This window comes from Streptomyces mutabilis (assembly GCF_014649815.1).
In the GTDB taxonomy this organism is placed as follows: Bacteria; Actinomycetota; Actinomycetes; order Streptomycetales; family Streptomycetaceae; genus Streptomyces; species Streptomyces mutabilis.
In genome coordinates, this window is sequence record NZ_BMTT01000002.1 from 371,074 (window position 1) to 397,625 (window position 26,552).

The following is a 26,552-nucleotide window of genomic DNA, read 5'->3' on the forward strand; positions in this document are numbered from 1 at the left end:
TCACGTCTCGGCGCGAGAGGACGGCGCCGAGCCCGTTCTGCGCCCCCTCGTTCACGACACGCGCTCTTCTTCCGGTCCCGCGTCTCCTTTCCGGACTCCGGTCGGGCGGGTGTGGCCGGTTCGCACCTGCCGCGGCTCGTCGTCGTGTCAGCCGCGCGCGGCCGTTCGTACACCGGCACGACACGGGTCTCCGGACGGAAAAGCCCGGCACCCTGGTGGGCGCCGGGCTTTTCTACGAGCGTGTCGCTCAGTGGGCGTGGCCGTGGCCGTGGCCCGCGGCGGCCGGCTCTTCCTCTTCCTTCTTCTCGACGACCAGGGTCTCGGTCGTCAGGAGGAGGGAGGCGATGGAGGCGGCGTTCTCCAGGGCGGAGCGGGTGACCTTCACCGGGTCGATGACGCCGGCCTTGACCAGGTCGCCGTACTCGCCGGTGGCGGCGTTGAAGCCCTGGCCCTTGTCGAGCTCTGCGACCTTGGAGGTGATGACGTAGCCCTCCAGGCCGGCGTTCTCGGCGATCCAGCGCAGCGGCTCGACGGCGGCGCGGCGGACGACCGCGACACCGGTGGCCTCGTCGCCGGTCTTGCCGAGGTTGCCCTCGAGGACCTTGACGGCGTGGACCAGCGCGGAGCCACCACCGGAGACGATGCCCTCCTCGACCGCGGCGCGGGTCGCGGAGATGGCGTCCTCCAGACGGTGCTTGCGCTCCTTCAGCTCCACCTCGGTGGCGGCGCCGACCTTGATCACGCACACGCCGCCGGCCAGCTTCGCGAGGCGCTCCTGGAGCTTCTCGCGGTCCCAGTCGGAGTCGGTGGACTCGATCTCGGCCTTGATCTGGGCGACGCGGCCCTCGAGCTCGTCGCGCTTGCCGGCACCGTCGACGATCGTGGTGTCGTCCTTGGTGACGGTGATGCGGCGGGCGGTGCCGAGCACCTCGAGGCCGACCTGGTCGAGCTTGAGGCCGACCTCCTCGGAGATGACGGTGGCGCCGGTGAGGACGGCCATGTCCTGCAGCATCGCCTTGCGGCGGTCGCCGAAGCCCGGGGCCTTCACCGCGACGGCGTTGAAGGTGCCGCGGATCTTGTTGACGACCAGGGTCGACAGGGCCTCGCCCTCGACGTCCTCGGCGATGATCAGCAGCGGCTTGGAGGAGTTGGTCTGGATGACCTTCTCCAGCAGCGGCAGCATGTCGGCGATGGAGGAGATCTTGCCCTGGTTGATGAGGATGTACGGGTCCTCGAGGACGGCCTCCATGCGCTCCTGGTCCGTCACGAAGTACGGCGACAGGTAGCCCTTGTCGAAGGCCATGCCCTCGGTGAAGTCCAGCTCCAGACCGAAGGTGTTGGACTCCTCGACGGTGATGACACCGTCCTTGCCGACCTTGTCCATGGCCTCGGCGATCAGCTCACCGACCTGCTGGTCCTGGGCGGACAGCGCGGCCACGGCGGCGATGTCGGACTTCTCGTCGATCGGGCGGGCGGTGGCGAGGAGGTCCTCGGACACGGCGGCGACGGCCGCGTCGATGCCCTTCTTCAGCAGCGCCGGGGAAGCACCGGCGGCGACGTTCTTCAGGCCCTCGCGGACCAGCGCCTGGGCCAGGACGGTGGCGGTGGTGGTGCCGTCACCCGCGATGTCGTTGGTCTTGGTCGCCACCTCCTTCACCAGCTGGGCGCCGAGGTTCTCGTACGGGTCCTCGACCTCGACCTCACGGGCGATGGTGACGCCGTCGTTGGTGATGGTCGGGGCGCCGAACTTCTTGTCGATGACGACGTTGCGGCCCTTGGGGCCGATCGTCACCTTCACCGTGTCGGCGAGCTTGTTGACGCCGCGCTCGAGGGCGCGACGGGCGTCCTCGTCGAACTTCAGGATCTTCGCCATGGGAGCGTGAGCCCTCTTCCGGAAATCTCGGGGTTATACGGCAACTGCGCCCCCGACGCCCGGCTTTTTAAGGTCGCGGGAGCCAGGGGCGCAGCTGGAAAGCAAGGTGCTTCGGGTGAACTACTTCTCGACGATCGCGAGCACGTCGCGGGCCGAGAGGACGAGGTACTCCTCGCCGTTGTACTTCACCTCGGTGCCGCCGTACTTGCTGTAGAGCACGACGTCGCCGACGCTGACGTCGAGCGGAAGACGGTTGCCGTCCTCGAAGCGGCCCGGGCCCACGGCCAGGACGACGCCCTCCTGGGGCTTCTCCTTGGCAGTGTCCGGAATGACCAGGCCCGAAGCCGTGGTCTGCTCGGCGTCGAGCGGCTGGACCACGATGCGGTCCTCGAGCGGCTTGATGGCAACCTTGGAGCTGGCGGTCGTCACGATCCGACCTCCCCCTTCGGAGATCTCACGGGGTTAACTGTCTGAGGTGGCGACCAGGTCGATCCGTCGTCGCGGGTGCCGGACCTGCCCGTCGCTGTGTTGGCACTCTCCAGGGGGGAGTGCCAGACCCGAGACTATGACCGCGATTAGCACTCGGTCAAGCGGAGTGCCAATGCCGGCGGCGCGTCGGCGGGGTTTCGTCTGGACGCCGGTCCGTGGAGGCACCCCACGCCGGTGCCGGGCTCGCTGGGGGCTGCCGCCCCCACGCCCCCGCTCTTCGGCCTGGACGGCCTCGCCCTCGAACGCCGGACGGGCTGCAAATGCCGGCCTGCGTCCGGAGCGGACGGGCTTGGTTCACCGACCGGCGCCGGGAGGTCAGAGGTAGTCCCCCAGCCGCCCCACCCGCAGCCCCCGCTCCTCGATCGTCTCCAGCAGGGTCTGCGTGCGCGCGCTCAGGCCCGTGCCCGTCGGGTGGTCCGGGTCGACGGCCACGATGTCGCCGGGGCGCAGGCGGTGGTCGCCGCGGGTGTAGGTGAGGCCGCCGTCGGCGTTCAGGGCCGCCCGCCACAGGACGACGGCCGTGATGCCGCAGTCGGCGGCGGCGCGCAGGGTGGTGGTGTCGTAGGTGCCGTAGGGCGGGCGGAAGAGGTGGGAGCGGACGCCGAAGCGGGACCTCAGCTTGGTCTGCTGGCCGCAGATCTCGGCACGCTGGCCGGCGTGGGGCAGACCGCGCAGGGAGCGGTGGTCGAGGGTGTGGTTCTGCAGGCTCGCGCCCACCGAGCGCAGCCGGGCGAAGTGGCCGTACGCCGGTCCGGCGACCGTGTCGGTGAGGAACAGGGTGACCGGGAGGCGGTGTGCGCGAACGAAGTCGGCGAAGTGCGGGTCGCGCTCGGCACTGTCGTCGAAGGTGAGGAAGACGACCGGGTCAGTGGTGCGGACGTGGTCCACGACGGGCGGCAGGCTCTGTCCCCGATCGCTGCCCTGGGCGGGCTCCCCGCCCGCCGGAGGCTGCGCGGACCCGGCGAACTGGGCACATCCGGTGAGCAGTACGGCGGCCAGGGCGGCCCCGGCCGGCCACAGCCGGCCTCGCCTCACAGGTAGTCCTCCAGCCGGGCCACGGCGTATCCCTCGGCGGTGACCTTGTCGAGGAACTCGCGCACCATGTCGCGCATGGTGCCGCCCCAGTCGTCCTCGCCGCGGAAGTGGGTGAGCACGATGTCGCCGGGGTGGATCTTCCGGTCCCACTCGCGGTAGTCCCAGTGGTCCGCGAAGACCTCCTCGTTCCAGATGGGGGCGTACTCGATGCCGCAGGCCTTGGCGGCGCGCAGGGTGTCGCGGTTGTAGTTGCCGTAGGGCGGGCGGAAGACGGTCGGTCGCTTGCCGTAGCGCTTCTCGATCACGTCCTGCATGCCGCAGATCTCGCGCTTCTGCCCGGAGTAGGACAAGCCCGGCAGGTAGGGGTGGTTCAGGGTGTGGTTGCTGAGGGTGACGCCGCGGTCCTGCATGTCCTTGAAGTAGCCGTAGTCCTCCTTGACCAGGTAGTCGCTGAGGAAGGCCGTGTACGGGATCCTCAGCTCGCTCATCATCCGCAGGAACGCCGGGTCCTTCTCGGCGCCGTCGTCGATGGTGAGGAAGACGACCTTCTCCTCGGTGGGGATCGAGGTGAAGACCGGCGGGAGGTTCTCCTGGCCGGTCACCTCGAAGCCCTCGCGGGCCTTGATCTCCGGCTTCTCGGCGGGGGGTGGCGGGGCGGTCAGCGGGACCCTCTTCAGCTTCCAGCGCTTGGCGGCGGCGACCCGGGCGGCGTGCACCGCGCCCAGCTTGGACGCGTAGGCGTCCAGGGTGCGGGCCGGGGGCGCCTGGAGGGGCTGCCGGCCGGCGGCGCCGCGCACCTCGGAGGCGTCCTGCGCACAGCCGGAGGCGAGGGCGGCGACGGCGAGCACGGCGAGGCCGCCGCGCATCCGGAGCCTTGGAGAGGAGGAGCGAAACACCCCGAACACCCGGCTTTTGTCATTTTGTACGACTGCTCGCATGGTGCCGGATCCTCGCAGTCCGGGGCCGCCGAACCCGGCCCGACACCGCACCGGAGGCACACCATCCACCGACTGGCCCACAATGTTCCGGTGAACGACCTCGACGCCCTCCTCGCCCTGCTCACCCCCGAGGGCCGCGCCCTCCTCGACGCGGTGCGCGACACCGACCCGGCACGGGAGCTGGCGGTCGCGACCCGGTTGCGGCGCACGCACCCCGCGGAGCTGGTGTCGGCAGCGCTCGGGCAGGCGCGGCTGCGGCAGCGGGCGGTGGCGAAGTTCGGGGCCGAGGACGCCGGGCGGATGTTCTTCACGCCCAACGGTGTCGAGCAGTCGACGCGGGCGAGCGTGGCGGCGTACCGGGCGGAGTGCCTCAAGGGCCTGGGCGTGGCCTCCGTCGCCGACCTGTGCTGCGGGATCGGTGGCGACGCGATCGCTTTCGCCCGCGCCGGGATCCGGGTACTGGCCGTCGACCGGGATCCGCTGACGTGCGGGGCGGCCCGCGCCAACGCCGACGCGCTCGGTCTCGCCGGCCTGATCGAGGTGCGCGAGGCCGACGTGACGGAGGTGGACACGACCGGGTACGACGCCGTGTTCGTCGACCCCGCCCGGCGTTCCTCCAAACGTGGCCGGATCTTCGATCCGGAGGCCTACTCCCCTCCCCTGTCCTGGGCCGTGTCCACCGCGCTCGGGGCGCCGCTCGGCCTGCTGAAGATCGCGCCCGGCATTCCGCACGAGGCGATCCCCGCGGAAGCGACGGCCGAGTGGGTCTCGGACGGCGGGGACGTCAAGGAGGCCATGCTGTGGTTCGGCCCGGACGTGACACCGGGGGCGCGGCGGGCGACGCTGCTGCCCGCCATGGCGGGCATTCACGTGACACCCGGGACCATGCTCCCGGACCCCGAGGTCCGGGAGGTCGGGAGGTACCTGTACGAGCCGGACGGCGCCGTCATCCGCGCCCACTTGGTCGCCGAGGTCGCCGAGGAACTCGACGGCGGGCTCATCGACCCGACCATCGCCTACGTCACCGCCGACGAACCGCACCGCACGCCGTACGCCACCGCGTACGAGATCACCGATCAACTCCCTTTCAACGTCAAGAGACTGAAGGCGCTGCTGCGCGAGCGCGGCGTCGGCACGCTGACCGTCAAGAAGCGGGGCTCGGCGGTCGAGCCGGAGGAACTGCGGCGCAAGGTCAAGCCGCAGGGACCGAACGCGGCGACGGTTTTCCTGACCCGGGTGGCGGGGGCTCCGACGATGCTGATCGGGCATCCCGTCCGCTAAGCGGTGTCCGTCTCCCGTACCCGGCGCCACAGGAGTTCGCGTTCGCGTTCGTTGCGGGCGAGGGACGCGGCGCGTTCGAACTCCGCCCGGGCCTCGGCCGTACGGCCCAGGCGGAGGAGGAGGTCGCCGCGGACGCTGGGGAGCAGGTGGTAGTCGCGCAGGGCGGGTTCCGCGGCGAGGGCGTCGACCAGCGCGAGCGCCGGGGCCGGGCCCTCGGCCATCGACACCGCGACCGCGCGGTTGAGTTCGACGACCGGTGACGGGGCGCGGGCCGCGAGCAGGCCGTAGAGCGCGGCGATGCGCGGCCAGTCGGTCTCCTCGTACGTGTACGCCGTCGCGTGGCAGGCGGCGATCGCGGCCTGGAGGACGTACGGGCCGGGGGAGCCGGAGGCCCTGGTGGCGTGGGCGTGGTCGAGGGCGGTGACGCCGCGGGTGATGAGCATGCGGTTCCAGCGGCGGCGGTTCTGGTCCTTGAGCAGGACCGGCGTGCCGTCGGGGCCGGTGCGGGCGGCGGTGCGGGACGCCTGGAACTCCAGCAGGGCGGTCAGGCCGTGGACCTCGGGTTCCTTCGGCATCAGGGCGGAGAGTACGCGGGCCAGACGCAGGGCGTCCTCGCACAGGCCGGGGCGGAGCCAGTCGTCGCCGGAGGTGGCGGCGTAGCCCTCGTTGAAGATCAGGTAGATGACCTCCAGGACCGAGCCGAGGCGGGCCGCGCGGTCCGGACCGTGGGGCACCTCGAAGGCGATGTCCTTGCGGGCCAGGGTGCGTTTGGCGCGCACGATGCGCTGCGCGACCGTCGGCTCCGGGACGAGGAAGGCACGGGCGATCTCGGGGGTGGTCAGGCCGCCGATCAGGCGGAGAGTGAGGGCGATGCGGGCCTCGGCGGACAGCACCGGGTGGCAGGCGGTGAAGACGAGGCGCAGCAGGTCGTCGTCGATGTCCTCCGGGTCGGCGGGCTCCTCGGGCGGTGGTGCCGCGGTGGACAGGTCGCGGCCGATCTCCGCGAGCTTGCGGGCGTAGTTCTCGCGGCGCCGGATCAGGTCGACGGCACGGCGCCGGGCGGTGGCCATGAGCCAGGCGCCCGGTTTGTCGGGCACGCCGTCCCGGGGCCACTGCTCCAGGGCCGCGACCATCGCGTCCTGCGTGAGTTCCTCGGCGATACCGACGTCCCGGACCAGGCGGGCGACGCCGGCGATGACGCGTGGGGACTCCAGGCGGAAGACCGTCTCGATGGCCTCGGTGGGCTCGACGGCTTCGGTGGGCTCGGTGGGCTGTGGTTCCACAGCCCACCATGCAACAGCCCCAGGGCCCGCGGCGCAAAGCGCGGGCTCAGCCCTCCATCAGCTCCCGCACCTCGCAGGTCACCGTCCAGTACTCCTCGTGCGCCTTGAGGAAGCGCTTGGTCCACTCGACCGCCTCCGCCTTGTCCTTCGCCTGGAGAAGCGAGTAGCCGCCGATGACCTCCTTGGACTCGGTGAACGGCCCGTCGGTGACGGACAGTTGCCCGCCCTCGTAGTGGACGCGGGTGCCCTGGGCGGTCGGGGTCAGCCCGGCGGTGTCGAGCAGCACGCCGGCCTTCGTCATCTCCTCCATCAGCTTCTCCATGCGCTGCACCAGCTCGGGGCTGGGGCCGCCGGAGAGGGCGTCGTTCTCCTCGATCCGGATCAGCGACAGGAAGCGGGGCATGGTGACTCCTCGGGTGGGTCGGGGGCCGGGTCCGTCCCGGCCTCTCACCCGTGCGTCGAACGGGCGGGGCGTGGATCGACAGGTGCCCCGGATCCTTTCCGGATTCCCTCCGGGACTTCTCTCAGCGCAGCGATCCCCACAGCTCACCGGCGTCCGGCTCCAGGGCCACCACCCGGTTGGCGTCCCAGGGGGCCGGTACGACGGGCATCGTGACGGTGCGTACGCCGTCCGCCGACAGGCCGCCCAGGCTGCGGCCGAGGCTGATCAGCTCGCCCAGCGAGTCCAGGCCGGTGTCGGTGGTGAGGCTGCCGGTGACCGCGTCGGCGACCTGGTAAAGCCGGGTGGGTTCGGTGAGCAGGTCGGTGCCGGAGATCTGCTCCAGCAGGGCCTTGACCAGTTTGTGCTGGAGTTCTATGCGGGCGAGGTCGCTGCCGCCCTCCAGGCCGTACCGGGTGCGGGCGAGACCCAGTGCTTCGGTGCCGTCGAGGTGGTGGGTGCCGGCGTCCAGGCGCAGGTGGCTCTTGTCGTCGTCGATGTCCGCGTCCGTGGTGACCGTGACCCCGCCGAGCGCGTCGACCAGTTCGGCGAAGCCGGAGAAGTCGATCTCCATGTAGTGGTCCATGCGGACACCGGTCATCGACTCGACGGTCTTGACCGCGCAGACCGGCCCGCCCAGGGCGTAGGCGGTGTTGAACATGGCACCGCTCGCCTCCCGGGTCGAACCGCCGGACGGCAGCGGGCAGGACGGGCGGTCGACGAGCGTGTCGCGGGGGATGCTGACGACGGTGGCGGCGGTCCGGCCGGCGTCGAGGTGGACGACCATCGCCGTGTCCGAGCGGGCGCCCTCGCTGTCGCCGCCGCCCAGTTCCCGGTTCTCCTCGCCGCCGCGCGAGTCGGAGCCGAGGACCAGTATGTTCAGGGCGCCGGTGGGCACCGGGGACGCGGAGGGCGATGCGGAGGGGACGGTGACCGGCCTCGCCGGGCGGTCGTCGCCGAGCGCGCCGTTGATGTCGACGCTCTTGATGTTGTCGTTGAGGTGCCAGTAGGCCCAGCCCGCCGCGGCGGCCCCCAGCAGCAGGGCCCCGACCAGGGCGAGACCGGCGGCCCGCAGCCCTTTCGAGCGCCCGCTCGGCCCACCCGGCCCGCCCCGCGCGTCCCGCCCCGCCATGCGTCCGCCCCCGCTCGTGCCGGTCCCATTCGGGTCCCCACCCGAATGCCCCATCGCCAGGAACATACGTCTGAATTGTTGAAAGCAGGAACATGCGGGACGGCATTCTGCGGGAATTCTCAGACCTCGGAGCCTGCCGAACGTTTCGGGGAGGGACGGCGGCCGACCTCGGGCGTCAGGCCGTCGGAGGCGCCGCCGTGCTGCTGCGCACCTCCAGGCTGGTGGCCAGCTCCACCCGGGTCGCCGCCGCCGAGCCGTCGTCGCGCCCGAGGTCCAGGACCAACCGGGCCGCCGCCTCGGCCATCTCCATCAGCGGCTGCCGTACGGTCGTCAGCGGCGGCCCCACCCAGCGCGCCACCGGCAGGTCGTCGAACCCGACCACGCTCAGGTCCTGCGGGATGCGCAGCCCCAGCTCGCGCGCGGCCTCGTACAGTCCGAGCGCCTGGAGGTCGTTGCCGGCGAAGACGGCGGTCGGCCGGTCGGGGCGGCGCAGCAGCTCCAGGCCCTGCCGGTAGCCGGCCTCGTGGTGGAAGTCGCCGTTGACGATCAGACCGGGGTCGACCGGCAGCCCGGCCGTCTCCAGGGCGGCCCGGTAGCCGTCGACGCGGGCGCGGCTGCACATCATCCGGGTGGGTCCGCTGATCGCGCCGATGCGGGTGTGGCCGAGGTCGACCAGGTGCCGGGTGGCGGCGAGCCCGCCCTGCCAGTTGGTGGCGCCGATGGACGGCACGTCGGCGCCCGGGTCGCCGGCCGGGTCCATCACCACGAACGGGATGGAGCGGCTGGTGAGCAGGGCCCGCTGGGACTCGTCGAGGCCCGACAGGACGAGGATCACGCCGTGCGGGCGGCGGGCGGCCACCTGGTCGGCCCAGCTGCGGCCGGGGGTGAGGCGTCCCGCGCTCTCCGAGAGCACGACGCTGAGCCCCGCGTCCCGCGCCACGTTCTCCACCCCGCGGATGACCTCCATCGCCCAGGCGCTCTCCAGTTCGTGGAAGACCAGGTCGATCAGGGGCGAGCGGGTCGCCTCGGCCCGCCTGCGCCGGTAGCCGTGGGTGCGCAGCAGTTCCTCCACGCGGGAGCGGGTCGCGGGGGCTACGTCGGCGCGGCCGTTGAGGACCTTCGAAACAGTCGGCGCCGACACACCGGCCTCGCGCGCGATCTCGGCGAGGGTCGCGGTCTGCGCGGGGCGCCTCTGAGTCCGGGTTCCGGCGGGCTGCGGGGATGTCATGATGGCGATCGTAACCCTGTAGGCCCTTGTGACGTACCCCTCGGACGACCATGGGCGGTCGGAACATTCGCCCCAAACGTCGAAACGTTCGACATCCCGACGGCCCGGCGCGAGCGCCTCTTCCTCCCGGGCTCCTTCGCCTTCATGGCCGTGCCGACGCTGACGGCGGCCCTCGTGTGGGGGCCGTGGCTCGCGCTGCTCCCGCCGGCGTCCGCCGCTCACCGGGGGATGCAGGCCCTGCTCGTCACCGTCCGGGAGCGCCGGAACGGCAGGTTGCTGTGGCGGAGGCCCACGATGGGCGCCGTGGGCCTCGCGACCTCCCCGCTCAGTCCGCGGCCACCGACTCGAACCGCCACCGGTGCACCGCCCGGGTGACCAGACCGGCGTCCGGTTCCGGCAGTTCCGGCAGCTCGGCGTCGTAGGCGGCGTCCCACCAGGTGATGACGAGGACCCGGTCCTGCGGGGCACGCAGGGTCTCCCGGCGGACCGGGGCGTCGGCGAGCGGCTGCGCCCGCGCCCATGCGAGCAGGTCCTCGCCCCGGCCGGGCACCGCCCGCGCCTCCCACATCAGCGCGACGGTCACGAGTACAGGTTCTCCTTGCTGACCTCGTGCACGTGGTCGTGGACGTGCGGGTGGCCGCGCCCCGGCACGTGCGGGTCGGTCACCGGCAGCGACGAGTCGGCCGACAGGTCCCAGTCGGAGGCGGCCCGGTTCCGGGCGACCATCTCGGCGCCGAGCGCGGCCACCATCGCGCCGTTGTCCGTGCACAGCTTGGGACGCGGCACGCGCAGCCGGATACCGGCCGCCTCGCAGCGCTCCTGGGCCAGCGCCCGCAGCCGGGAGTTGGCGGCCACGCCGCCGCCGATCATCAGGTGGTCGACGCCCTGGTCCTTGCAGGCCCGCACGGCCTTGCGGGTGAGCACGTCCACGACCGCCTCCTGGAAGGACGCCGACACGTCGCGCACCGGCACCTCCTCCCCCGCCGCCCGCTTGGCCTCGATCCAGCGGGCCACGGCCGTCTTCAGGCCGGAGAAGGAGAAGTCGTAGGCCGGGTCGCGCGGGCCGGTGAGGCCGCGCGGGAAGGCGATCGCGTCCGGGTCGCCCTCGCGCGCGTAGCGGTCGATGACCGGGCCGCCGGGGAAGCCCAGGTTCAGCACGCGGGCGATCTTGTCGAAGGCCTCGCCGGCCGCGTCGTCGATGGTGGCGCCCATCGGGCGGACGTCGGAGGTGATGTCGGAGGAGAGCAGTAGCGACGAGTGGCCGCCGGAGACGAGCAGGGCCATCGTCGGCTCGGGCAGCGGGCCGTGCTCCAGCTGGTCGACGCAGATGTGCGAGGCGAGGTGGTTGACGCCGTAGAGGGGCTTGCCGAGGGCGTAGGCGTACGCCTTGGCCGCCGAGACGCCGACCAGCAGGGCGCCCGCGAGACCGGGACCGGCGGTGACCGCGATGCCGTCGAGGTCCCGCGCGCTCACCCCCGCCTCCTTCAGGGCGCGGTCGATGGTGGGGACCATGGCCTCCAGGTGGGCGCGGCTCGCCACCTCGGGGACGACGCCGCCGAAGCGGGCGTGCTCGTCGACGCTGGACGCGACGGCGTCGGCCAGCAGGGTGGTGCCCCGGACGACACCGACACCGGTCTCGTCGCAGGAGGTCTCGATCCCCAGGACCAGAGGTTCGTCAGGCATGGTTGTCGGTTCCTCGTTCGGTTCCCGGCAGGGAGGTGGAAGGGTCGGTCAGGCGCATCACCAGGGCGTCCACGTTCCCCGGCTGGTAGTAGCCGCGCCTGAAGCCGATGGGCTCGAAGCCGAAGCGCTCGTACAGCCGCTGGGCGCGGGTGTTGTCCACCCGGCACTCCAGCAGGACCTCGGTGCACTCGAAGGCGGTGGCCGCCCGCAGCAGTTCGGTCAGCAGCCGCGCGCCGAGGCCGGTGCCCCAGTGGTCGCGGGCGACGGCGATGGTCTGCACGTCGGCCTGCTCGCCTGAGGTGACGAGCCCCGCGTAGCCGACGACCCGTCCGTCCGTCTCGGCGACCACGTACCGCCGGGTCGCGCCGGGGCCGCGCGCGTGGGCCAGCTCGGACCAGAACATGCCGCGCGACCAGGCGTCCTCCGGGAACAGCTCCCGTTCCATCAGGAGGACGGGGTCGATGTCCCACCAGCGCATCTCGCGCAGCACGGCGGTCGCGGGCCCGGCAGTGGCTGACTCGGTCACTTGGGGGTGACCACCTTGTAGTTCTTGGGCACCTGGGCGTCTGGTCGGCGCAGGTACAGCGGCCGGGGCGCGGGCAGTTCCTCGCCCGCCGCGAGCTTCTCGGCGGCCAGGGACGCCAGGGCGGCGGCGGACACGTGCTCCGGCTCGTGCGCCTTCGGGAAGGTGCCCGGGTACAGCAGCGCGCCCGCGCCGACGGCCGGGAGCCCGGCCACCTGCTCGGCGATGTCGGCGGGACGGTCGACCGCCGGGTCGGTGAGGCGGGTGCGGGAGTCGGCGTACCGGGCCCAGTAGACCTCCTTGCGGCGGGCGTCGGTCGCCACCACGAAGGGTTGCTCCAGGTCGGCGGCGTAGGCGAGGCCGTCCAGCGTGCACACGCCGTGCACGGGCACGCCGAGCGCGAGCCCGAAGGTGTCCGCGGTCATCAGGCCGACGCGCAGCCCGGTGTACGGGCCGGGGCCGATGCCGGCGACGATGCCGGTGACGGCGTCGAGGCGCAGTCGGGCCTCGGCGAGCACGCGGTCGACGGCGGGCAGCAGCAGCTCACCGTGGCGGCGTGCGTCCACCTGGCTCGACGAGGCGATGACGTCCGTACCGTCGTGCAGCGCGACGGTCACGGCGGGCGTGGCGGTATCCAGAGCGAGCAAGAGCACGCAAACAGCCTACGGCGCCGCGGGGCCCGTGTCGGACGCCCCGGTGGGCGGCGCCGCGGGCGGCGGATGCGCGCGCCGGGCCGCGTCGGCACGCCCACCCGTCGACGGACCTCGCCGTGTCGCGCACCGCGGTCATACGGTCACGTACTGCTACCTTCGCCGCAGACGGACGCACGACGTACGAAGACGAGGTGGTCGCCCAGTGGCAAGCAGCAGCGCCGGTGTCGTCGCCGGTCTCACGGCGGCGGCGCTGGCCACGATCGGGTTCCTCGCCCATCAGGCGTCGGTCGCCGCCCCGCACGACGCCGGCCGGGGCCACGCGAGCAGCTCGCCCGCCCCCGGCGCCCCCAAGGCGCCCCGCGACCGACTGCACCCGGACGCCCTGCCCGCGGGGACCGGAAGGGGTGAACGGGTGGTGTACTCGGTGGACGACGACCGGGTGTGGCTGGTCGGCGCCGACGACCGGGTCCGGCGCACCTTCAGGATCACACCCAGCACGGTCGACCCGGCGCCGGGCACCTACGCGGTCACGTCCCGTTCCAACCGGGTCACCGGCTCCGACGGCATCCCGGTCGAGCACGTCGTGCGCTTCACCAGCGTCGACGGCGTGGTCATCGGGTTCAGCGCGGCCGTGGACGGCTCGATGGCGAAGCCCGACCCGGACGAGCGCACCGGCGGCATCCGGCAGACCCGGGCGGACGGCGACGCGATGTGGGAGTTCGCGACGATCGGGCAGCAGGTCGTCGTGGTTCGCTGACCCCCGGAGCCCCCCCTCGGCGACCGCGACCTCAGGCGGCCTCGCGGTGCTCCCGGACCGGTCGCCGGGTCCCCGGCTCGGGTGCGCGCGGCGGCGTCGAGACCGCCTTCGCGGCGACGCAGGACGCGAGCAGGTCGTACATGGACACACGGGTGGGCGCGGGCCCCGGCTGCGGCTTGGTCTCCGACATGGAGGCCTCCTGATGGTCGGGGGCGGCGTAGTTAGGCTTACCTAACTACGAGCTGGGTACCATGTGACCACGCGCAGGACCCGGAACGCAACATCTTGCCGACGTGTTGTCGGGACGGCCCGCGAGCGGTGCGGGGCCCGCGGCTCAGACGGCGAGCACGCTCAGGTCGGCCGTGGTCCAGCGCTCGCCGACGCCCGTCAGCGTCACGTACCGCACCTCGTCGGTGGTGTCGCCCACGGCCCGGCGGATCCGCACCTGCAGCCGGTCGTCGGTCAGCTCCTCGACCTTGCCCTCGCCCCACTCCACGACGATCACCGAGTCGGGCAGCGAGACGTCGAGGTCGAGGTCCTCCATCTCGTCCAGTCCACCGGAGAGCCGGTAGGCGTCGACGTGGACGAGCGGCGGGCCGTCGCCGAGGGAGGGGTGCACGCGGGCGATCACGAAGGTCGGGGAGGTGACGGCGCCACGCACGCCCATGCCCTCGCCGAGCCCGCGGGTCAGCGTCGTCTTGCCCGCACCCAGCTCCCCGCTGAGCATCAGCAGGTCACCGGCGCGCAGCACTTCGGCGAGCCTGCGGCCCAGCTCCCGCATCTGCTCCTGGGAGGTGACGGTGATCTCGACGGCGGGGGTGTGCTCGGAGGACCCGGCCGGGCCCTGCGGTGCTGCTGGTGCTTCCATAGGCATCCACGGTAGCCGCTGCCGGAGCGGCGGCCCGCCCGTCCGAGCCGCCGCTCTCACACGACCGCGCCGTGCGCCGCCTCCTGCGCTCGGGCGAGCAGGTCGGCGAGCCGGTCGGTGACCAGTTCCGGATGCTCCAGCATCACCAGATGCCCCGCGTCCGGCACCAGCACCAGCTCGGCGTCCGGCAGCAGATCGGCGATCGCCTCGCTGTGCTCGCTCGGCGTCACCAGGTCCCGCACCCCGGCCAGCACGAGCACGGGCAGGCCCGCGAAGCGGGCGAGGGCCCCGGTCTTGTCGTGGTCGTTGAAGGCCGGGTAGTACTCGGCCACCACGTCGATCGGCGTCGACTCGATCATCCGCTCGGCGAACCGCGCCACGGCCGGGTCGATGTCCCGGGACGCGAACGAGTACCGCTTGATGATCCCGGCGAACAGGTCCGCCGTCGCCCGCCGCCCCTTCTCCACCAGCTCGGCCCGCTGCCCCAGCGCCTTCAGCACGCCCGGCAGCACCCGCCGCACCGCGTTGACACCGGCAACGGGCAGCCCGAAGTTCACCTCGCCGAGCCGCCCGGAGGACGTGCCGACCAGGGCGACGCCGACGACCCGCTCGCGGATCAGGTCGGGGAACGCGTCGGCCAGGGCCATCACGGTCATGCCGCCCATGGAGTGCCCGACCAGCACGATCAGGCCCTCGGGCGCGGCCGTGTCGATGACGGCCTTCAGGTCGCGGCCCAGCTCGTCGATGGTGACCGGCCGGTCGTCCCGCGCCTGGGCCACGCCCCGCCCGGACCGGCCGTGGCTGCGCTGGTCCCAGTGCACGGTGCGGACGACTCCCCGGAGGGCCGCCCGCTGGAAGTGCCAGGAGTCCTGGTTGAGGCAGTACCCGTGGCTGAAGACGACGGTCACGGGGGCGGGCTCCTTGCGGCCGAACAGCCGCCGGCGGCGCAGGGTGAGCGCGGACTCCGTCTCCGGCTCGACGTCGTCGACCTCGTAGTACAGCTCGGTGCCGTCGTCGGCGTACGCCCTCCCGGGGATGCCGCGCAGTCCGCCGTAGGGCCCCGCCGAGTCGAGGGCGAGCCGCGCCTTCTGGCGCATGCCGCGGCCGACGGTCAGCCGCTCTATCGCCACGCCCGCCGCGGCACCCGCCGCGACCACGCCTATCGCGACGCCGGCGATGCCGGTCGCCCGGCGCCAGCCGCCGACGGCGGCCTCGGTGGCGGCCTCCGTGGCGGAGACGACGGCCGACGCGAAGGCCTCCGCGTTGCTCTCGCTCACGTACACCGCTCCTCTTCGCCGGGGTCCGCCGGGCTGCTGTGCGGATACCCGCTGGTCGTCGGTTCACCTGTGCCGCGCCCGTGCGCGTCACGCCGCGGACGGGCGCGTCACCGGTTCCACGTCACTCGTTCAAGTCACCCGGGCCGAGTCGCCCGTTCACGCCGTCCGTTCGAGTCGCCCGTCCGAGTCACTCGTTCACGTGGACGCGCGGAACGCGTGTTCCGATCCGGGTGACGATCTCGTACGCGATGGTGCCCGCCGCCTGCGCCCAGTCCTCGGCGGTGGGCTCCCCGCGGTCGCCGGGGCCGAACAGCACCGCCTCGGCGCCCGGCTCGAGCCGCTCCCCGCCCAGGTCGACGACGAACTGGTCCATCGCGATCCGCCCCGCGACCGTGCGCCACTTGCCGCCGACCAGAACCGGGCCGGCGGACGAGGCGTGGCGCGGGACGCCGTCCGCGTAGCCGAGGGGAATGAGGCCGAGGGTGGTCTCGCCGGAGGTGGCGTAGTGGTGCCCGTAGCTGACGCCGTGGCCGCCGGGAACCTGCTTGACCAGGGCCAGGGAGGCGGACAGCGTCATCACGGGGCGCAGTCCGAAGTCGGCGGGGGTGCCGATCTCGGGGCTGGGCGAGACGCCGTACATCGCGATGCCGGGGCGTACGAGGTCGAAGTGGGACTCGGGGAGGGTGAGCGTGGCCGGCGAGTTGGCGATGTGCCGCACCTCGGGGCGTACGCCCTGCTGCTCCGCGTACGCCGTCATCTCCCGGAAGCGGGTGAGCTGCGCGGTGATGGAGGGGTGCCCGGGCTCGTCGGCGCAGGCGAAGTGCGACCAGAGCCCGGTGACGCGCAGCAGCCCCTCGGCCTCGGCCCGCAGTGCCGCGCCGACCAGTTCCTCCCAGTCAGCGCCGGGCTGGCAGCCGCCCCGCCCCAGCCCGGTGTCGGCTTTGAGCTGCACCCGCGCGGGGACTGCCGCCCGCCGTGCCGCCCCGACGACCTCCTCCAGGGCCCACATGCCGCTGACGGACACGTCGAGCCCGGCTTCGACGGCCTCGCGCCAGGGGCCGCCCGGCGTCCACAGCCAGCACATGATCCGCAGGTCCTCCGGCAGCGCCGGGTCCGCGCGCAGCGCGAGGGCCTCCTGCGGGGTGGCGGTGCCGAGCCAGGTCGCGCCCGCCGCGACGGCCGCGCGGGCGCACTCGGTGGCGCCGTGACCGTAGGCGTCAGCCTTGACCACGGCCATGAAAGCCGCCCCGGGGGCCCGTTCGCGCAGGGCTCGGACGTTGGCCCGCAGGGCGGCCAGATCGATCTCGGCCCGGGCCCGCGCCTGCGCGTCCCACCGAGCAGCTGTCTCACTCATCGTGTCCCCAGTCTCTCAGAGCACCCGGCGCCCGCTCCGCCCTCAGTCGTTAAGGTGCCCGGCATGAGCATCATCGGGGTCGGGATCGACGTGGCAGAGATCGAGCGGTTCGGCGCGTCGCTGGAACGTACGCCGGCCTTGGCGCGGCGGCTCTTCGTGGAGAGCGAGTTGCTGCTGCCCGGCGGTGAGCGCCGGGGTGTCGCCTCGCTCGCCGCCCGGTTCGCGGCGAAGGAGGCGCTGGCGAAGGCGCTCGGCGCGCCCGCCGGGCTGCGCTGGACGGACGCCGAGGTGTACGTCGAGGACAGCGGGCAGCCGCGGCTGCGGGTGACGGGGACGGTGGCGGCCCGGGCGGCGGAGCTCGGGGTGGCGTCGTGGCATGTGTCGATGAGTCACGACGCGGGGGTGGCCTCGGCGGTGGTGATCGCGGAGGGGTAGGCCGGCCGCGGGTCGGTGTGGCCGGTTCCGTGCCCACTGGACCCGGACCGGTGGGGTCAGTTCTGCGCCGGCTGGACCCGGACGTGCATGCGCTCGCCCTGAGCGCCGTACAGGGCTATCCATTCGACGGGCCGGTCCCCCGCGTTGGCGATCCCGTGCGGGATGCGCGTGTCGAACTCCGCCGTCTCACCGGCCGTCAGGACCAGGTCGTGGTCCCCGAGGGCGAGGAGCAGGCGGCCGGAGAGGACGTAGATCCACTCGTGGCCCTCGTGCGAGCCCTGTTCCGGCCGCGGGGTCCACTCGGTGCGGGCGACCGCGGGCGCGGGCAGGATCTGTTTGTACGCGTGCAGCCCGTCGTTGGGGTTGCGGGTGAGCGGGACCCAGGTCTGGCCGTGCCGGGTGAACGGGCGCGGGTGGACGCCTGGGTCGCCGGTGCGGGAGCCGACCAGTTCGTCCAGGGGCAGGCGGTGCGCCCCGGCCAGCGGCAGCAGGTGCCGCAGCCCCGGCTCGCGCTGCCCCGACTCCAGCCGGGACAGCGTGGACACGGAGATGCCGGTGGCGGCGCCGAGCTGGGCCAGCGTGAGGCCACGGGCCTGCCGGATGGCGCGCAGGCGGGCCCCCAGCGAGGTCATCACCTGTGCCGTCTCGTCGTCACCCATGGACCAACTGTCCCCCATCGCGGACGGGGGGCCGTGCGTGTCCACCGCGTACGGGGAAGACTCGACGGCATGCGGACTGCGTACGGCGTGGAAATGATCAGGACGGCCGAACGGGAGCTGATGGCACGGCTCCCCGAGGGGGCGTTGATGCAACGGGCGGCGGCCGGGCTCGCCGCCGCCTGCGCCCAGGTGCTCGGGCGGGTGGCCGGCCGGGTCTACGGCAGCCGGGTGGTGCTGCTGGTCGGCAGCGGGGACAACGGCGGCGACGCCCTGTACGCCGGGGCCCGCCTGGCCCGGCGGGGAGCGGGGGTGACGGCGGTGCTGCTCACGCCGGAGCGCGCGCACGGCGGGGGGCTGACGGCGTTGCGCCGGGCGGGCGGGCAGGTCGCGGAGGCCGGCGGCGGGAGTGCCGGTGAGCTGATCGGGCGGGCGGACCTGGTCGTCGACGGCATCGTGGGGATCGGCGGCAAGGGCGGACTGCGGGAGGCCGCGGTACCGCTCGCCGACGCGGCGGCGCGGTCGCGGGCCCCCGTCGTCGCGGTGGACCTGCCGAGCGGGGTCGACGCGGGCACCGGGCAGGTGCGCGGGGCGGCCGTACGGGCCGACCTGACGGTGACGTTCGGGGCCCACAAGCCGGGGCTGTTGGTCGATCCGGCGCGGGAGTACGCGGGGTCGGTGCGGCTCGTGGACATCGGGCTGCCGCTGCCGAACGACGCGGCCGAGCTGGAGGCGTTGCAGCACGCGGACGTGGCGCGGCTGCTGCCGGTGCCGGGTGTGGAGAGCGACAAGTACCGGCGGGGAGTCGTGGGCATCGCCGCCGGGTCGGCGCGTTACCCGGGCGCGGCCGTGCTCGCCGTCGCCGGGGCGCTGCGGGGCGGGGCCGGGGCGGTGCGGTACGTCGGTCCGGCCGGGGACGCGGTGCTCGCCCGTTATCCCGAGACGCTCGTGTCGGACCAGGGCCCGAAGCGGGCGGGGCGCGTGCAGGCGTGGGTCGTCGGGCCGGGGGCCGGTGACGACGCCGGGACCGTGGCCGAGGTGCTGGCCGCGGAGGTGCCGGTGCTGATCGACGCGGACGGGCTGCGGCTGGCGGACGCCGGGACGGTGCGGCGACGTACGGCACCGACGCTGATGACGCCGCACGCCGGGGAGGCGGCGGCACTGCTCGGGGTGGCCCGCGAGGAGGTCGAGGGGGCGCGGCTGGCCTCGGCGCGGGAGTTGGCGGGGCGGTACGGGGCGACGGTGCTGCTGAAGGGGTCGACGACGGTGGTGGCCGGGGCGGAGGGAGGGCCGGTGCGGGTCAACTCGACGGGGACGTCGTGGCTCGCGACTGCGGGGAGCGGGGACGTACTGTCCGGGCTCGCGGGGTCGCTGCTGGCGGCGGGGCTGTCGACGCGGGACGCGGGGAGTGCCGGGGCGTATCTGCACGGGCTGGCGGGGCGGTTCGCGGCGGACGGGGCGCCGGTGGGGGCGCACGAGGTCGCGGAGGCGGTGGGGCGGGCGTGGCGGGATGTGCGGGGGTTCGAGCCTGGGGGGTGAGCGGGGGCTCGGTGCCGGGCGGGCGTTGAGTGGGCGACCGCCCGCGCCTTCGGGAGCCACGGCAGTCACGGCAGGAACCGGAGCTACGGCACCCCAGGGGCGCATGGTCACTGTTCAGCCATGACGCCTGACCCCGTCTCAGCCTTCTCGCACATCGACTCGCTGCCCAGAGCCGAGTTCGCGTTCCCCGGCCCCCTGCGCGACCAGCTCGTGGCGGCGATCCTCGACGGGTCCGAGACTTCCACGACCGGCCTCGTCGTCGAGTACGAGCGGGACGGGAGCCGTTGCCCGAGGTGGGGCATCGGTCGGTGGTCGTCGACTCGGACGATCGGCCGGCCGCCGGCATCGAGGTGACCGAGGTCCGCGTCGTCCCGCCGGGCCGGGTGGACCTCGTCCACGCGGTGGACGAGGGCGAGGGGTACACCGGCGTGACCGAATGGCGGGCCGGGCACGGGCGGTTCCGGCACCGCGCGGAGATCCGCGCCGCCCTGGACGACCCCGGGTTCGCGGTGGACGACGAGACGCAGGCGGTGCTGGAGCGCTTACGTCTCGTCGCCGACCTGCGTCACGCGGACCGGTGGGTCACTCCACCGTCACCGACTTCGCGAGGTTCCGCGGCTGGTCCACCTCGTTGCCGCGGGCCGTAGCCAGCTCGCAGGCGAAGACCTGGAGCGGGACCGTCGCCACCAGCGGCTGGAGGAGCGTCGGCGTGGCCGGGACGCGGACGAGGTGGTCGGCGTAGGGCACGACCGCCTCGTCGCCCTCCTCGGCGATGACGATGGTGCGGGCGCCCCGGGCCCGGATCTCCTGGATGTTGGACACGATCTTGTCGTGGATGACCGAGCGCCCGCGCGGGGACGGCACGACCACGACGACCGGCAGGTCCTCCTCGATCAGCGCGATCGGCCCGTGCTTCAGCTCGCCCGCCGCGAAGCCCTCGGCGTGCATGTACGCCAACTCCTTGAGCTTGAGGGCACCTTCGAGGGCGACCGGGTGGCCGACGTGCCGGCCCAGGAACAGCACCGTGTTCTTGTGGGCCAGGGAGCGCGCCAGTTCCCGCACCGGCTCCATGGTCTCCAGGACCTGCTCGACGGCGCCGGAGATCCGGGACAGGTCGCGGACGACGTCACGGATCTCGTCCCCGTACTTCGTGCCCCGCACCTGTCCGAGGTAGAGGGCGACCAGGTAGCAGGCGACCAGTTGGGTGAGGAAGGCCTTGGTGGAGGCGACCGCGACCTCGGGGCCGGCGTGCGTGTAGAGGACGGCGTCGGACTCGCGGGGGATGGTCGAGCCGTTGGTGTTGCAGATGGCGAGCACCTTGGCGCCCTGTTCGCGGGCGTGGCGCAGGGCCATGAGGGTGTCCATCGTCTCGCCGGACTGGGAGATCGCGACGACCAGGGTCTGCTGGTCCAGGATCGGGTCCCGGTAGCGGAACTCGCTGGCCAGCTCCACCTCGCAGGGGACGCGCGTCCAGTGCTCGATGGCGTACTTGGCGATCAGCCCGGCGTGGAAGGCCGTGCCGCACGCGACGATGACGACCTTGCCGACCTCCCGGAGCACCCCGGCGGGGATGCGCACCTCGTCCAGGCTCAGCGTGCCGGAGCCGTCGATGCGGCCGAGCAGGGTGTCGGCGACCGCCTTCGGCTGCTCGGCGATCTCCTTGAGCATGAAGTAGTCGTAGCCGGCCTTCTCGGCGGCCGAGGCGTCCCAGTCGACGTGGTAGGAGCGCACGTCCGCCGGGGTGCCGTCGAAGCCGGTGACCGTGACGCCGTCCCGGCGCAGCTCCACGACCTGGTCCTGGCCCAGCTCGATGGCGTCCCGGGTGTGCGCGATGAAGGCGGCCACGTCCGAGGCGAGGAAGGACTCGCCCTCCCCGACGCCCACCACGAGCGGCGAGTTGCGGCGCGCGCCCACGACCACGTCCGGCTGGTCCGCGTGCACCGCGACCAGCGTGAACGCGCCCTCCAGGCGCCGGCACACCAGCCGCATCGCCTCGGCGAGGTCGGCGCAGGCGGAGAACTCCTCGGCGAGCAGGTGGGCGACGACCTCGGTGTCGGTCTCGGAGGCCAGCGTGTGGCCGCGCTCCTCCAGCTCGGTCCGCAGCGACGCGAAGTTCTCGATGATGCCGTTGTGGACCACGGCCACCCGGCCCGCGTTGTCGAGGTGCGGGTGGGCGTTGGCGTCGGTCGGCGCGCCGTGCGTGGCCCAGCGGGTGTGACCGATGCCGGTCACGGCGCTCGGCAGTGGTCGCTCGGCCAGTTCCTTGTCCAGGTTGACGAGCTTCCCGGCGCGCTTGGCGGTGGCGAGGCCACCGTCCGCGAGCACGGCGACGCCCGCCGAGTCGTATCCCCGGTACTCGAGTCGCTTCAGCCCGGCCATCACGACGTCGAGCGCCGACTGAGACCCCACGTATCCCACGATTCCACACATGACCGGCAGCCTACGATCAGATTCGATCGCGAACCGGCCTTCTCGTGCCCGAAATCAGAAATTCCCACCGGGGTACGAACGCCTCCGACGGACCCCGGCGTCAGCCGAGCTTGGCGATCTGCGTGTCGATGACGGCCGCGGGGACCTCGAAGTCCGCGCCGGTCGCCATGGAGGAGAGGTCGGCGGCGCCGAAGGAAGCGATCGTGGCGCCCTTGCGGAACACGACGACCTTCATGAGCGCGTTGGCGTCCTTGCCGATGTCCACCCCGAGGGTGACCGCGAGGCCCTTGGGAGCGGCGGTCGTGGTGACTTCGGCGACCCGCTGCTTGCCGCTGCCCACGCTCGCGGCGAAGCCGCCGGCGCACTGCTCGACGGCGGCCTTCAGCTCCGTCAGTGCCCGCTCGGCGCCACCGTCCGCGTAGGGGACGACGTTCAGCCTGGCCCAGACCGCGGTGGCCCGGGGCGAGCCGGCGGCGGACGTGAAGCGCTCCTGGACGGGCCAGACGGAGACGCAGTCCGAGGGTGGGCGAGCGGCGCACATACCTTGCCGTCCGTCGAGACCTGGTCCTCGGCGACGTCCTCGTCCGCCGGGATATCGGTGGCGACCTCACCGTTCTCGACGTCCGCCCGGTCCAGGGGTCCTTCTCCAGCTCGGCGACGGTCAGCGCGTGACCCGCCGGGGCGTTGTCTGCGGCCTCGTCCCGACCCGCCGGCGCGGACCGGTCCGCCTCGGCCTTGTCGTCCCCGGCCGCACCGTCGTCGTCGGACGATCCGCCACAGGCGGTGACGAACAGGGGCAGGGCGGCGGAGGTCGCCAGAGCGGTGCGGCGGACAGCGGTCGACCTCACGTCGGCACTCGTTCATCGGGGACGATGCCGGATTGCAGACGCTTCCCGCTCGGGGTTGGGCACGCTGCACACGGCAATCGCCCTCATGATCGATAATCGGCTACCCGTACCCGTCCGTAACTTCTTCGGTGCCGTCGGCCACGAACGGACCGGCCGACGTGACACACCCCACCTGCCGCCGTGTTCGAACTCCGTTAACAATGGACTGTGATCTCTCCGGTCCCCTCGATGCCCCGGAGCGCCCACCGGCAACGGCCGGAGGCGACTCCCTACGTCGACCTCACCCGCCCCGAGTGGAGCGCGCTGCGCGACAAGACGCCGCTGCCGCTGACCGCCGAGGAGGTGGAGAAGCTGCGCGGTCTCGGCGACGTCATCGACCTCGACGAGGTGCGGGACATCTACCTCCCGCTGTCCCGGCTGCTCAACCTCTACGTCGGCGCCACCGACGGCCTGCGCGGCGCGCTCAACACCTTCCTCGGCGAGCAGGGCTCCCAGTCCGGCACCCCCTTCGTCATAGGGGTCGCCGGCTCGGTCGCCGTCGGCAAGTCCACCGTCGCCCGCCTGCTCCAGGCGCTGCTCTCCCGCTGGCCCGAGCACCCGCGCGTGGAACTGGTCACGACCGACGGCTTCCTGCTGCCCACGAAGGAGCTGGAGGCCCGCGGCCTGATGTCGCGGAAAGGTTTCCCCGAGTCCTACGACCGCCGGGCCCTGACCCGTTTCGTAGCCGACATCAAGGCGGGCAAGGCCGAGGTGACCGCCCCCGTCTACTCCCACCTCATCTACGACATCGTCCCGGACCAGAGGCTCGTCGTCCGCCGCCCCGACATCCTGATCGTCGAGGGCCTGAACGTCCTCCAGCCCGCGCTGCCCGGCAAGGACGGCCGCACGAGGGTCGGACTCGCCGACTACTTCGACTTCAGCGTGTACGTCGACGCCCGGACCGAGGACATCGAGCACTGGTACCTCAGCCGCTTCCGCAAGCTGCGCGAGACCGCCTTCCAGAACCCGTCCTCGTACTTCCGCAAGTACACCCAGGTGTCGGAGGAGGAGGCCCTCGACTACGCCCGCACCACCTGGCGCACCATCAACAAGCCCAACCTGGTGGAGAACGTGGCGCCCACCCGCGGCCGGGCCACCCTGATCCTGCGCAAGGGCCCCGACCACAAGGTGCAGCGGCTCAGCCTGCGCAAACTGTGACGGCTCCGGTCCCAGCCGGTACAAATACCGGATGCTGCGTCTGCGCCTGATCACCCCGGCCGACCGCACCGACGAGGTGGTCCGCTTGGTCGAGGGGACGGTCGGCACCACCCATCTGGTCGTCCTGCCGGGCGCAGCCCGCGATCCGCAGGGCCACGTCGTCATGTGCGACGTCGCCCGGGAGGCGGGCGACGCGCTCATCGACCGGCTCCGGTCACTGGGCATCGACAGCTGCGGCGCCATCACCGCGGAGAACATCGACCTGTCACTGTCCGAGCGAGCCGACAAGGCCGCGAAGGACGCGCCGGGCGAGCCCGCCGACGCGGTGCTGTGGGAGCAGTTGGAGGAGGCGACGCACGGAGGAGTCGACCCTTTCCGTCACCTACATCGCCTTCATCACGCTCGCCACGATGATCGCGGCCTGCGGTGTGGTGCTCGACAACGCGATCCTGATCGTGGGCGCGATGGCGGTCGGCCCGGAGTTCGGCCCGCTGGCCGGCATCTGCACGGCGATCGTGCAGCGTGCCCCGCGCCTCGCCCTGCACTCACTCGTGGCGCTCCTGGTGGGCTTCGCGGTGGCGATGGCCGTGACGGTGGGCTTCAGCCTCTTCATGGACGCCGTGAACCTGTTCAGCAAGGCACAGTTGCGGGCGGAGCGACCCAACACCGGGTTCGTGTACGCCCCCGACTGGTTCCCCTTCGTGGTGGCGGTCCTCGCCGGCATCGCGGGGACGCTGTCGCTGACGTCGGCGAAGTCCGGCGCCCTGGTGGGCGTCGCCATCTCCGTCACCACGGTCCCGGCCGCCGCGAACGCGGCCGTGGCCCTCTTCTACGACGACGCCTACCAGGCCTGGCGCTCGACCGAGCAGCTACTGCTCAACCTCGTCGCCCTCATCCTGGCCGGCACACTGACGCTCCTGGCCCAGAAGGGCTTGTGGACGACCCAACGACGCCGGATGACGAAACCCACCTAGGGCAGCGAGGCTCTGCTGGTCAGCGGCTCCGCCGCGTGGGCGCGACGAGCCGCCACGAAACCCGCGGCCCGCGTCACGCAGAACCTCCCGCCACCGATCCCGGCCCGAGGAACTACCCCAGTGCCGACTTCACCGCATCCGCCAGCCGCCCGGCAACAGACCGAGCCTGCTCGATATCGGCCGCTTCCACCATCACCCGCACCAGCGGCTCGGTCCCCGAGGGCCGCAGCAGTACCCGTCCGGTGCTCCCGAGCTCCTGCTCGGCCTCCGCGACCGCGGTCGCCAGCTCGGCGGAGCTCGTCACCCGGGACTTGTCCACGTCCGGCACATTGATCAGCACCTGCGGCAGCCGCTCCATGACGGACGCCAGGTCCTGGAGCGTACGGCCCGTCTGCGCGACCCGCGCCGCCAGCATCAGGCCGGTCAGCGTGCCGTCGCCGGTGGTCGCGTGGTCGAGGATGATCACGTGGCCGGACTGCTCGCCACCGAGGGCGTAGCCGTGCTCCTTCATCTCCTCCAGGACGTACCGGTCGCCGACGCCGGTCTGCGCGAACCGGATGCCCTCGCGCTCCATGGCCAGCTTGAAGCCCAGGTTGGACATGACGGTCGCGACGACGGTGTCGGACCGCAGCGCGTCCCGCTCCCGCATCGCCAGCGCCAGCACGGCCAGGATCTGGTCGCCGTCCACCTCCGCGCCGGTGTGGTCCACGGCCAGGCAGCGGTCGGCGTCACCGTCGTGGGCGATGCCCAGGTCGGCGCCGTGCTCGACGACGGCGGCCTTGAGCAGGTCGAGGTGGGTGGAGCCGCAGCCGTCGTTGATGTTGAGGCCGTCCGGCACGGCACCGATGGTGACGACCTCGGCCCCGGCCCGCGCGAACGCCTCGGGCGAGACCCGGTGGGCGGCGCCGTGCGCCTCGTCGAGGACGATCTTCAGCCCGTCGAGGCGGTTGGGCAGGACGCCGACGAGGTGCGCGACGTACTGGTCGAGCCCCTGGTCGTAGTCGCGGACGCGGCCGACGCCGGCGCCGGTCGGGCGGTCCCAGGGGGCGCCGGTGCGGTGCTCGGCGTAGACGGACTCGATGCGGTCCTCCAGCTCGTCGGCGAGCTTGTGGCCGCCGCGGGCGAAGAACTTGATGCCGTTGTCGGGCATGGCGTTGTGGCTCGCGGAGAGCATCACGCCGAGGTCGGCGCCGAGCGCGCCGGTCAGGTGGGCGACCGCGGGCGTCGGCAGCACGCCGACGCGCAGCACGTCCACGCCGGCGCTGGCCAGGCCCGCGACCACGGCGGCCTCCAGGAACTCCCCGGAGGCGCGCGGGTCCCGCCCGACCACGGCGGTCGGCCGGTGTCCGGCGAAGGTGCCCGCCTCGGCCAGTACGTGCGCCGCGGCGACGGAGAGTCCGAGCGCCAGCTCGGCCGTCAGATCCGCGTTGGCGACGCCGCGCACGCCGTCCGTGCCGAAGAGTCGTCCCACTTGTCCTCCTGAGGAAGCGTCACGGACGGGAGCGCTGCCGGTACGGCCCACGCAGTCGGCTCCCGTCGCCCCGGGCGCACCGCCCGGTAATCCGATCACACGAGCCTTAGAACGTCTTGTGCCGTTATACGCCCAACGGCGGGGATAAACGAATGCCCCGGCAGCACAGTGGCGTGCCGCCGGGGCGTT

General features: G+C 72.8%; 24 protein-coding genes and 3 pseudogenes. 7 read left to right on the forward strand and 20 right to left on the reverse strand.

The features are described 5' to 3' along the window. Window positions 1–247 precede the first annotated feature (247 nt). The 4 genes from groL to IE142_RS05830 form a co-directional block, all read right to left on the reverse strand. On the reverse strand, window positions 248–1,873 hold the full coding sequence (gene groL, locus IE142_RS05815) for a chaperonin GroEL (RefSeq protein ID WP_191884706.1): 1,626 nt from the start codon (window positions 1,871–1,873) through the stop codon (window positions 248–250). Window positions 1,874–1,993: 120 nt separating this feature from the next. Continuing rightward, a complete protein-coding gene (groES, locus tag IE142_RS05820) occupies window positions 1,994–2,302 on the reverse strand; it encodes a co-chaperone GroES (RefSeq protein WP_019329594.1) in 309 nt (102 codons plus the stop codon). 375 nt (window positions 2,303–2,677) lie between these two features. Continuing rightward, window positions 2,678–3,397, reverse strand: a complete 720-nt coding sequence (locus IE142_RS05825; RefSeq protein ID WP_191884707.1) for a polysaccharide deacetylase family protein — start codon at window positions 3,395–3,397, stop codon at window positions 2,678–2,680. Continuing rightward, window positions 3,394–4,263: a polysaccharide deacetylase family protein gene (locus IE142_RS05830; protein WP_229830172.1), complete on the reverse strand. Its 870-nt coding sequence runs from the start codon at window positions 4,261–4,263 to the stop codon at window positions 3,394–3,396. The genes IE142_RS05825 and IE142_RS05830 overlap by 4 nt, the downstream gene beginning before the upstream one ends. 162 nt (window positions 4,264–4,425) lie before the next feature. Between IE142_RS05830 and IE142_RS05835 the strand changes: the two genes are divergently transcribed. Next, window positions 4,426–5,616 carry a class I SAM-dependent methyltransferase gene (locus IE142_RS05835; RefSeq protein ID WP_191884709.1) on the forward strand — a complete coding sequence of 397 codons (1,191 nt, stop codon included), beginning with the start codon at window positions 4,426–4,428 and terminating at the stop codon, window positions 5,614–5,616. Here the strand turns inward: IE142_RS05835 and IE142_RS05840 are convergent. The 8 genes from IE142_RS05840 to tsaB form a co-directional block, all read right to left on the reverse strand. Then, the gene (locus IE142_RS05840; RefSeq protein ID WP_191884710.1) at window positions 5,613–6,899 is read right to left on the reverse strand and encodes an RNA polymerase sigma factor; all 1,287 of its coding nucleotides are present in this window, start codon (window positions 6,897–6,899) and stop codon (window positions 5,613–5,615) included. The two genes, IE142_RS05835 and IE142_RS05840, sit on opposite strands and share 4 nt — an antisense overlap. A gap of 46 nt (window positions 6,900–6,945) precedes the next feature. Continuing rightward, a complete protein-coding gene (locus IE142_RS05845; protein WP_191884711.1) occupies window positions 6,946–7,302 on the reverse strand; it encodes a YciI family protein in 357 nt (118 codons plus the stop codon). A 121-nt stretch (window positions 7,303–7,423) separates the two neighbouring features. Beyond that, window positions 7,424–8,470 (reverse strand): LCP family protein, encoded by a 1,047-nt coding sequence (locus IE142_RS05850; RefSeq protein ID WP_191884712.1) that lies wholly within the window; start codon window positions 8,468–8,470, stop codon window positions 7,424–7,426. Between the two features lie 175 nt (window positions 8,471–8,645). Continuing rightward, window positions 8,646–9,698 carry a LacI family DNA-binding transcriptional regulator gene (locus IE142_RS05855; RefSeq protein WP_191884713.1) on the reverse strand — a complete coding sequence of 351 codons (1,053 nt, stop codon included), beginning with the start codon at window positions 9,696–9,698 and terminating at the stop codon, window positions 8,646–8,648. A 325-nt stretch (window positions 9,699–10,023) separates the two neighbouring features. Then, window positions 10,024–10,281 carry a hypothetical protein gene (locus tag IE142_RS05860; RefSeq protein WP_191884714.1) on the reverse strand — a complete coding sequence of 86 codons (258 nt, stop codon included), beginning with the start codon at window positions 10,279–10,281 and terminating at the stop codon, window positions 10,024–10,026. Beyond that, window positions 10,278–11,381: a tRNA (adenosine(37)-N6)-threonylcarbamoyltransferase complex transferase subunit TsaD gene (gene tsaD, locus IE142_RS05865; protein WP_191884715.1), complete on the reverse strand. Its 1,104-nt coding sequence runs from the start codon at window positions 11,379–11,381 to the stop codon at window positions 10,278–10,280. Before tsaD ends, IE142_RS05860 begins: the two co-directional genes overlap by 4 nt. Beyond that, a complete protein-coding gene (rimI, locus tag IE142_RS05870) occupies window positions 11,374–11,859 on the reverse strand; it encodes a ribosomal protein S18-alanine N-acetyltransferase (protein WP_107480426.1) in 486 nt (161 codons plus the stop codon). Before rimI ends, tsaD begins: the two co-directional genes overlap by 8 nt. 44 nt (window positions 11,860–11,903) lie before the next feature. Next, the gene (gene tsaB, locus IE142_RS05875; RefSeq protein ID WP_191884716.1) at window positions 11,904–12,557 is read right to left on the reverse strand and encodes a tRNA (adenosine(37)-N6)-threonylcarbamoyltransferase complex dimerization subunit type 1 TsaB; all 654 of its coding nucleotides are present in this window, start codon (window positions 12,555–12,557) and stop codon (window positions 11,904–11,906) included. Between the two features lie 202 nt (window positions 12,558–12,759). Between tsaB and IE142_RS05880 the strand changes: the two genes are divergently transcribed. Beyond that, entirely contained in the window at window positions 12,760–13,314 is a 555-nt protein-coding gene (locus IE142_RS05880) for a hypothetical protein (RefSeq protein WP_191884717.1), read from the forward strand. Between the two features lie 31 nt (window positions 13,315–13,345). Here IE142_RS05880 and IE142_RS05885 read toward each other — a convergent pair whose 3' ends face one another. The 4 genes and pseudogenes from IE142_RS05885 to alr all read right to left on the reverse strand — a co-directional run bounded on the left by IE142_RS05885 (window position 13,346) and on the right by alr (window position 16,813). Next, complete coding sequence (locus tag IE142_RS05885; protein ID WP_191884718.1) at window positions 13,346–13,504, reverse strand: hypothetical protein; 159 nt, start codon at window positions 13,502–13,504, stop codon at window positions 13,346–13,348. Between the two features lie 144 nt (window positions 13,505–13,648). After that, complete coding sequence (tsaE, locus tag IE142_RS05890; RefSeq protein ID WP_191884719.1) at window positions 13,649–14,182, reverse strand: tRNA (adenosine(37)-N6)-threonylcarbamoyltransferase complex ATPase subunit type 1 TsaE; 534 nt, start codon at window positions 14,180–14,182, stop codon at window positions 13,649–13,651. Beyond that, a pseudogene (locus tag IE142_RS05895) lies at window positions 14,151–15,459 on the reverse strand (alpha/beta fold hydrolase); the annotation flags it as partial. The pseudogene IE142_RS05895 and the gene tsaE, both read right to left, overlap by 32 nt. Before the next feature lie 187 nt (window positions 15,460–15,646). After that, on the reverse strand, window positions 15,647–16,813 hold the full coding sequence (alr, locus tag IE142_RS05900; RefSeq protein WP_191884720.1) for an alanine racemase: 1,167 nt from the start codon (window positions 16,811–16,813) through the stop codon (window positions 15,647–15,649). Window positions 16,814–16,876: 63 nt separating this feature from the next. Here alr and IE142_RS05905 point away from each other — a divergent pair, with 63 nt between their 5' ends. Continuing rightward, window positions 16,877–17,248, forward strand: coding sequence for a holo-ACP synthase (locus IE142_RS05905; protein WP_043380970.1), 372 nt, complete (start codon window positions 16,877–16,879; stop codon window positions 17,246–17,248). Window positions 17,249–17,304: 56 nt separating this feature from the next. Here the strand turns inward: IE142_RS05905 and IE142_RS05910 are convergent, their stop codons facing one another. Next, window positions 17,305–17,907, reverse strand: coding sequence for a helix-turn-helix domain-containing protein (locus IE142_RS05910; RefSeq protein ID WP_191884721.1), 603 nt, complete (start codon window positions 17,905–17,907; stop codon window positions 17,305–17,307). 69 nt (window positions 17,908–17,976) lie between these two features. On the opposite strand from IE142_RS05910, the gene IE142_RS05915 reads away from it, so the two are divergent. Next, window positions 17,977–19,443, forward strand: a complete 1,467-nt coding sequence (locus IE142_RS05915) for an NAD(P)H-hydrate dehydratase (protein WP_191884722.1) — start codon at window positions 17,977–17,979, stop codon at window positions 19,441–19,443. A 120-nt stretch (window positions 19,444–19,563) separates the two neighbouring features. Further along, window positions 19,564–20,090: pseudogene (locus tag IE142_RS05920) on the forward strand (ASCH domain-containing protein). On the opposite strand, the gene glmS reads toward IE142_RS05920, so the two are convergent. Both glmS and IE142_RS05930 read right to left on the reverse strand, forming a co-directional pair. Further along, a complete protein-coding gene (gene glmS, locus IE142_RS05925) occupies window positions 20,026–21,873 on the reverse strand; it encodes a glutamine--fructose-6-phosphate transaminase (isomerizing) (RefSeq protein ID WP_191884723.1) in 1,848 nt (615 codons plus the stop codon). The pseudogene IE142_RS05920 and the gene glmS sit on opposite strands and share 65 nt — an antisense overlap. 100 nt (window positions 21,874–21,973) lie before the next feature. Then, window positions 21,974–22,414, reverse strand: a complete 441-nt coding sequence (locus IE142_RS05930; RefSeq protein WP_191884724.1) for a hypothetical protein — start codon at window positions 22,412–22,414, stop codon at window positions 21,974–21,976. A gap of 535 nt (window positions 22,415–22,949) precedes the next feature. Between IE142_RS05930 and coaA the strand changes: the two genes are divergently transcribed. After that, window positions 22,950–23,918 (forward strand): type I pantothenate kinase, encoded by a 969-nt coding sequence (coaA, locus tag IE142_RS05935; RefSeq protein ID WP_191884725.1) that lies wholly within the window; start codon window positions 22,950–22,952, stop codon window positions 23,916–23,918. A 31-nt stretch (window positions 23,919–23,949) separates the two neighbouring features. Further along, a pseudogene (locus IE142_RS05940) lies at window positions 23,950–24,892 on the forward strand (DUF389 domain-containing protein). A gap of 112 nt (window positions 24,893–25,004) precedes the next feature. On the opposite strand, the gene glmM reads toward IE142_RS05940, so the two are convergent. Continuing rightward, window positions 25,005–26,363, reverse strand: a complete 1,359-nt coding sequence (glmM, locus tag IE142_RS05945) for a phosphoglucosamine mutase (protein WP_191884726.1) — start codon at window positions 26,361–26,363, stop codon at window positions 25,005–25,007. Window positions 26,364–26,552 lie beyond the last annotated feature (189 nt).

Excerpts from the sequence above, each read along its gene's own strand:
- tsaE (WP_191884719.1), bottom strand. The coding sequence starts at position 14,182 with ATGGAAGCACCAGCAGCACCGCAGGGCCCGGCCGGGTCCTCCGAGCAC.
- groL (WP_191884706.1), bottom strand. The coding sequence starts at position 1,873 with ATGGCGAAGATCCTGAAGTTCGACGAGGACGCCCGTCGCGCCCTCGAG.
- tsaD (WP_191884715.1), bottom strand. The coding sequence starts at position 11,381 with ATGCCTGACGAACCTCTGGTCCTGGGGATCGAGACCTCCTGCGACGAG.
- IE142_RS05845 (WP_191884711.1), bottom strand. The coding sequence starts at position 7,302 with ATGCCCCGCTTCCTGTCGCTGATCCGGATCGAGGAGAACGACGCCCTC.
- IE142_RS05915 (WP_191884722.1), top strand. The coding sequence starts at position 17,977 with ATGCGGACTGCGTACGGCGTGGAAATGATCAGGACGGCCGAACGGGAG.
- IE142_RS05855 (WP_191884713.1), bottom strand. The coding sequence starts at position 9,698 with ATGACATCCCCGCAGCCCGCCGGAACCCGGACTCAGAGGCGCCCCGCG.
- glmS (WP_191884723.1), bottom strand. The coding sequence starts at position 21,873 with ATGTGTGGAATCGTGGGATACGTGGGGTCTCAGTCGGCGCTCGACGTC.
- coaA (WP_191884725.1), top strand. The coding sequence starts at position 22,950 with ATGCCCCGGAGCGCCCACCGGCAACGGCCGGAGGCGACTCCCTACGTC.
- IE142_RS05850 (WP_191884712.1), bottom strand. The coding sequence starts at position 8,470 with ATGGCGGGGCGGGACGCGCGGGGCGGGCCGGGTGGGCCGAGCGGGCGC.
- IE142_RS05905 (WP_043380970.1), top strand. The coding sequence starts at position 16,877 with ATGAGCATCATCGGGGTCGGGATCGACGTGGCAGAGATCGAGCGGTTC.
- IE142_RS05885 (WP_191884718.1), bottom strand. The coding sequence starts at position 13,504 with ATGTCGGAGACCAAGCCGCAGCCGGGGCCCGCGCCCACCCGTGTGTCC.
- IE142_RS05910 (WP_191884721.1), bottom strand. The coding sequence starts at position 17,907 with ATGGGTGACGACGAGACGGCACAGGTGATGACCTCGCTGGGGGCCCGC.
- IE142_RS05830 (WP_229830172.1), bottom strand. The coding sequence starts at position 4,263 with ATGCGCGGCGGCCTCGCCGTGCTCGCCGTCGCCGCCCTCGCCTCCGGC.
- rimI (WP_107480426.1), bottom strand. The coding sequence starts at position 11,859 with ATGCGCTGGTGGGACATCGACCCCGTCCTCCTGATGGAACGGGAGCTG.
- alr (WP_191884720.1), bottom strand. The coding sequence starts at position 16,813 with ATGAGTGAGACAGCTGCTCGGTGGGACGCGCAGGCGCGGGCCCGGGCC.
- IE142_RS05930 (WP_191884724.1), bottom strand. The coding sequence starts at position 22,414 with ATGTGCGCCGCTCGCCCACCCTCGGACTGCGTCTCCGTCTGGCCCGTC.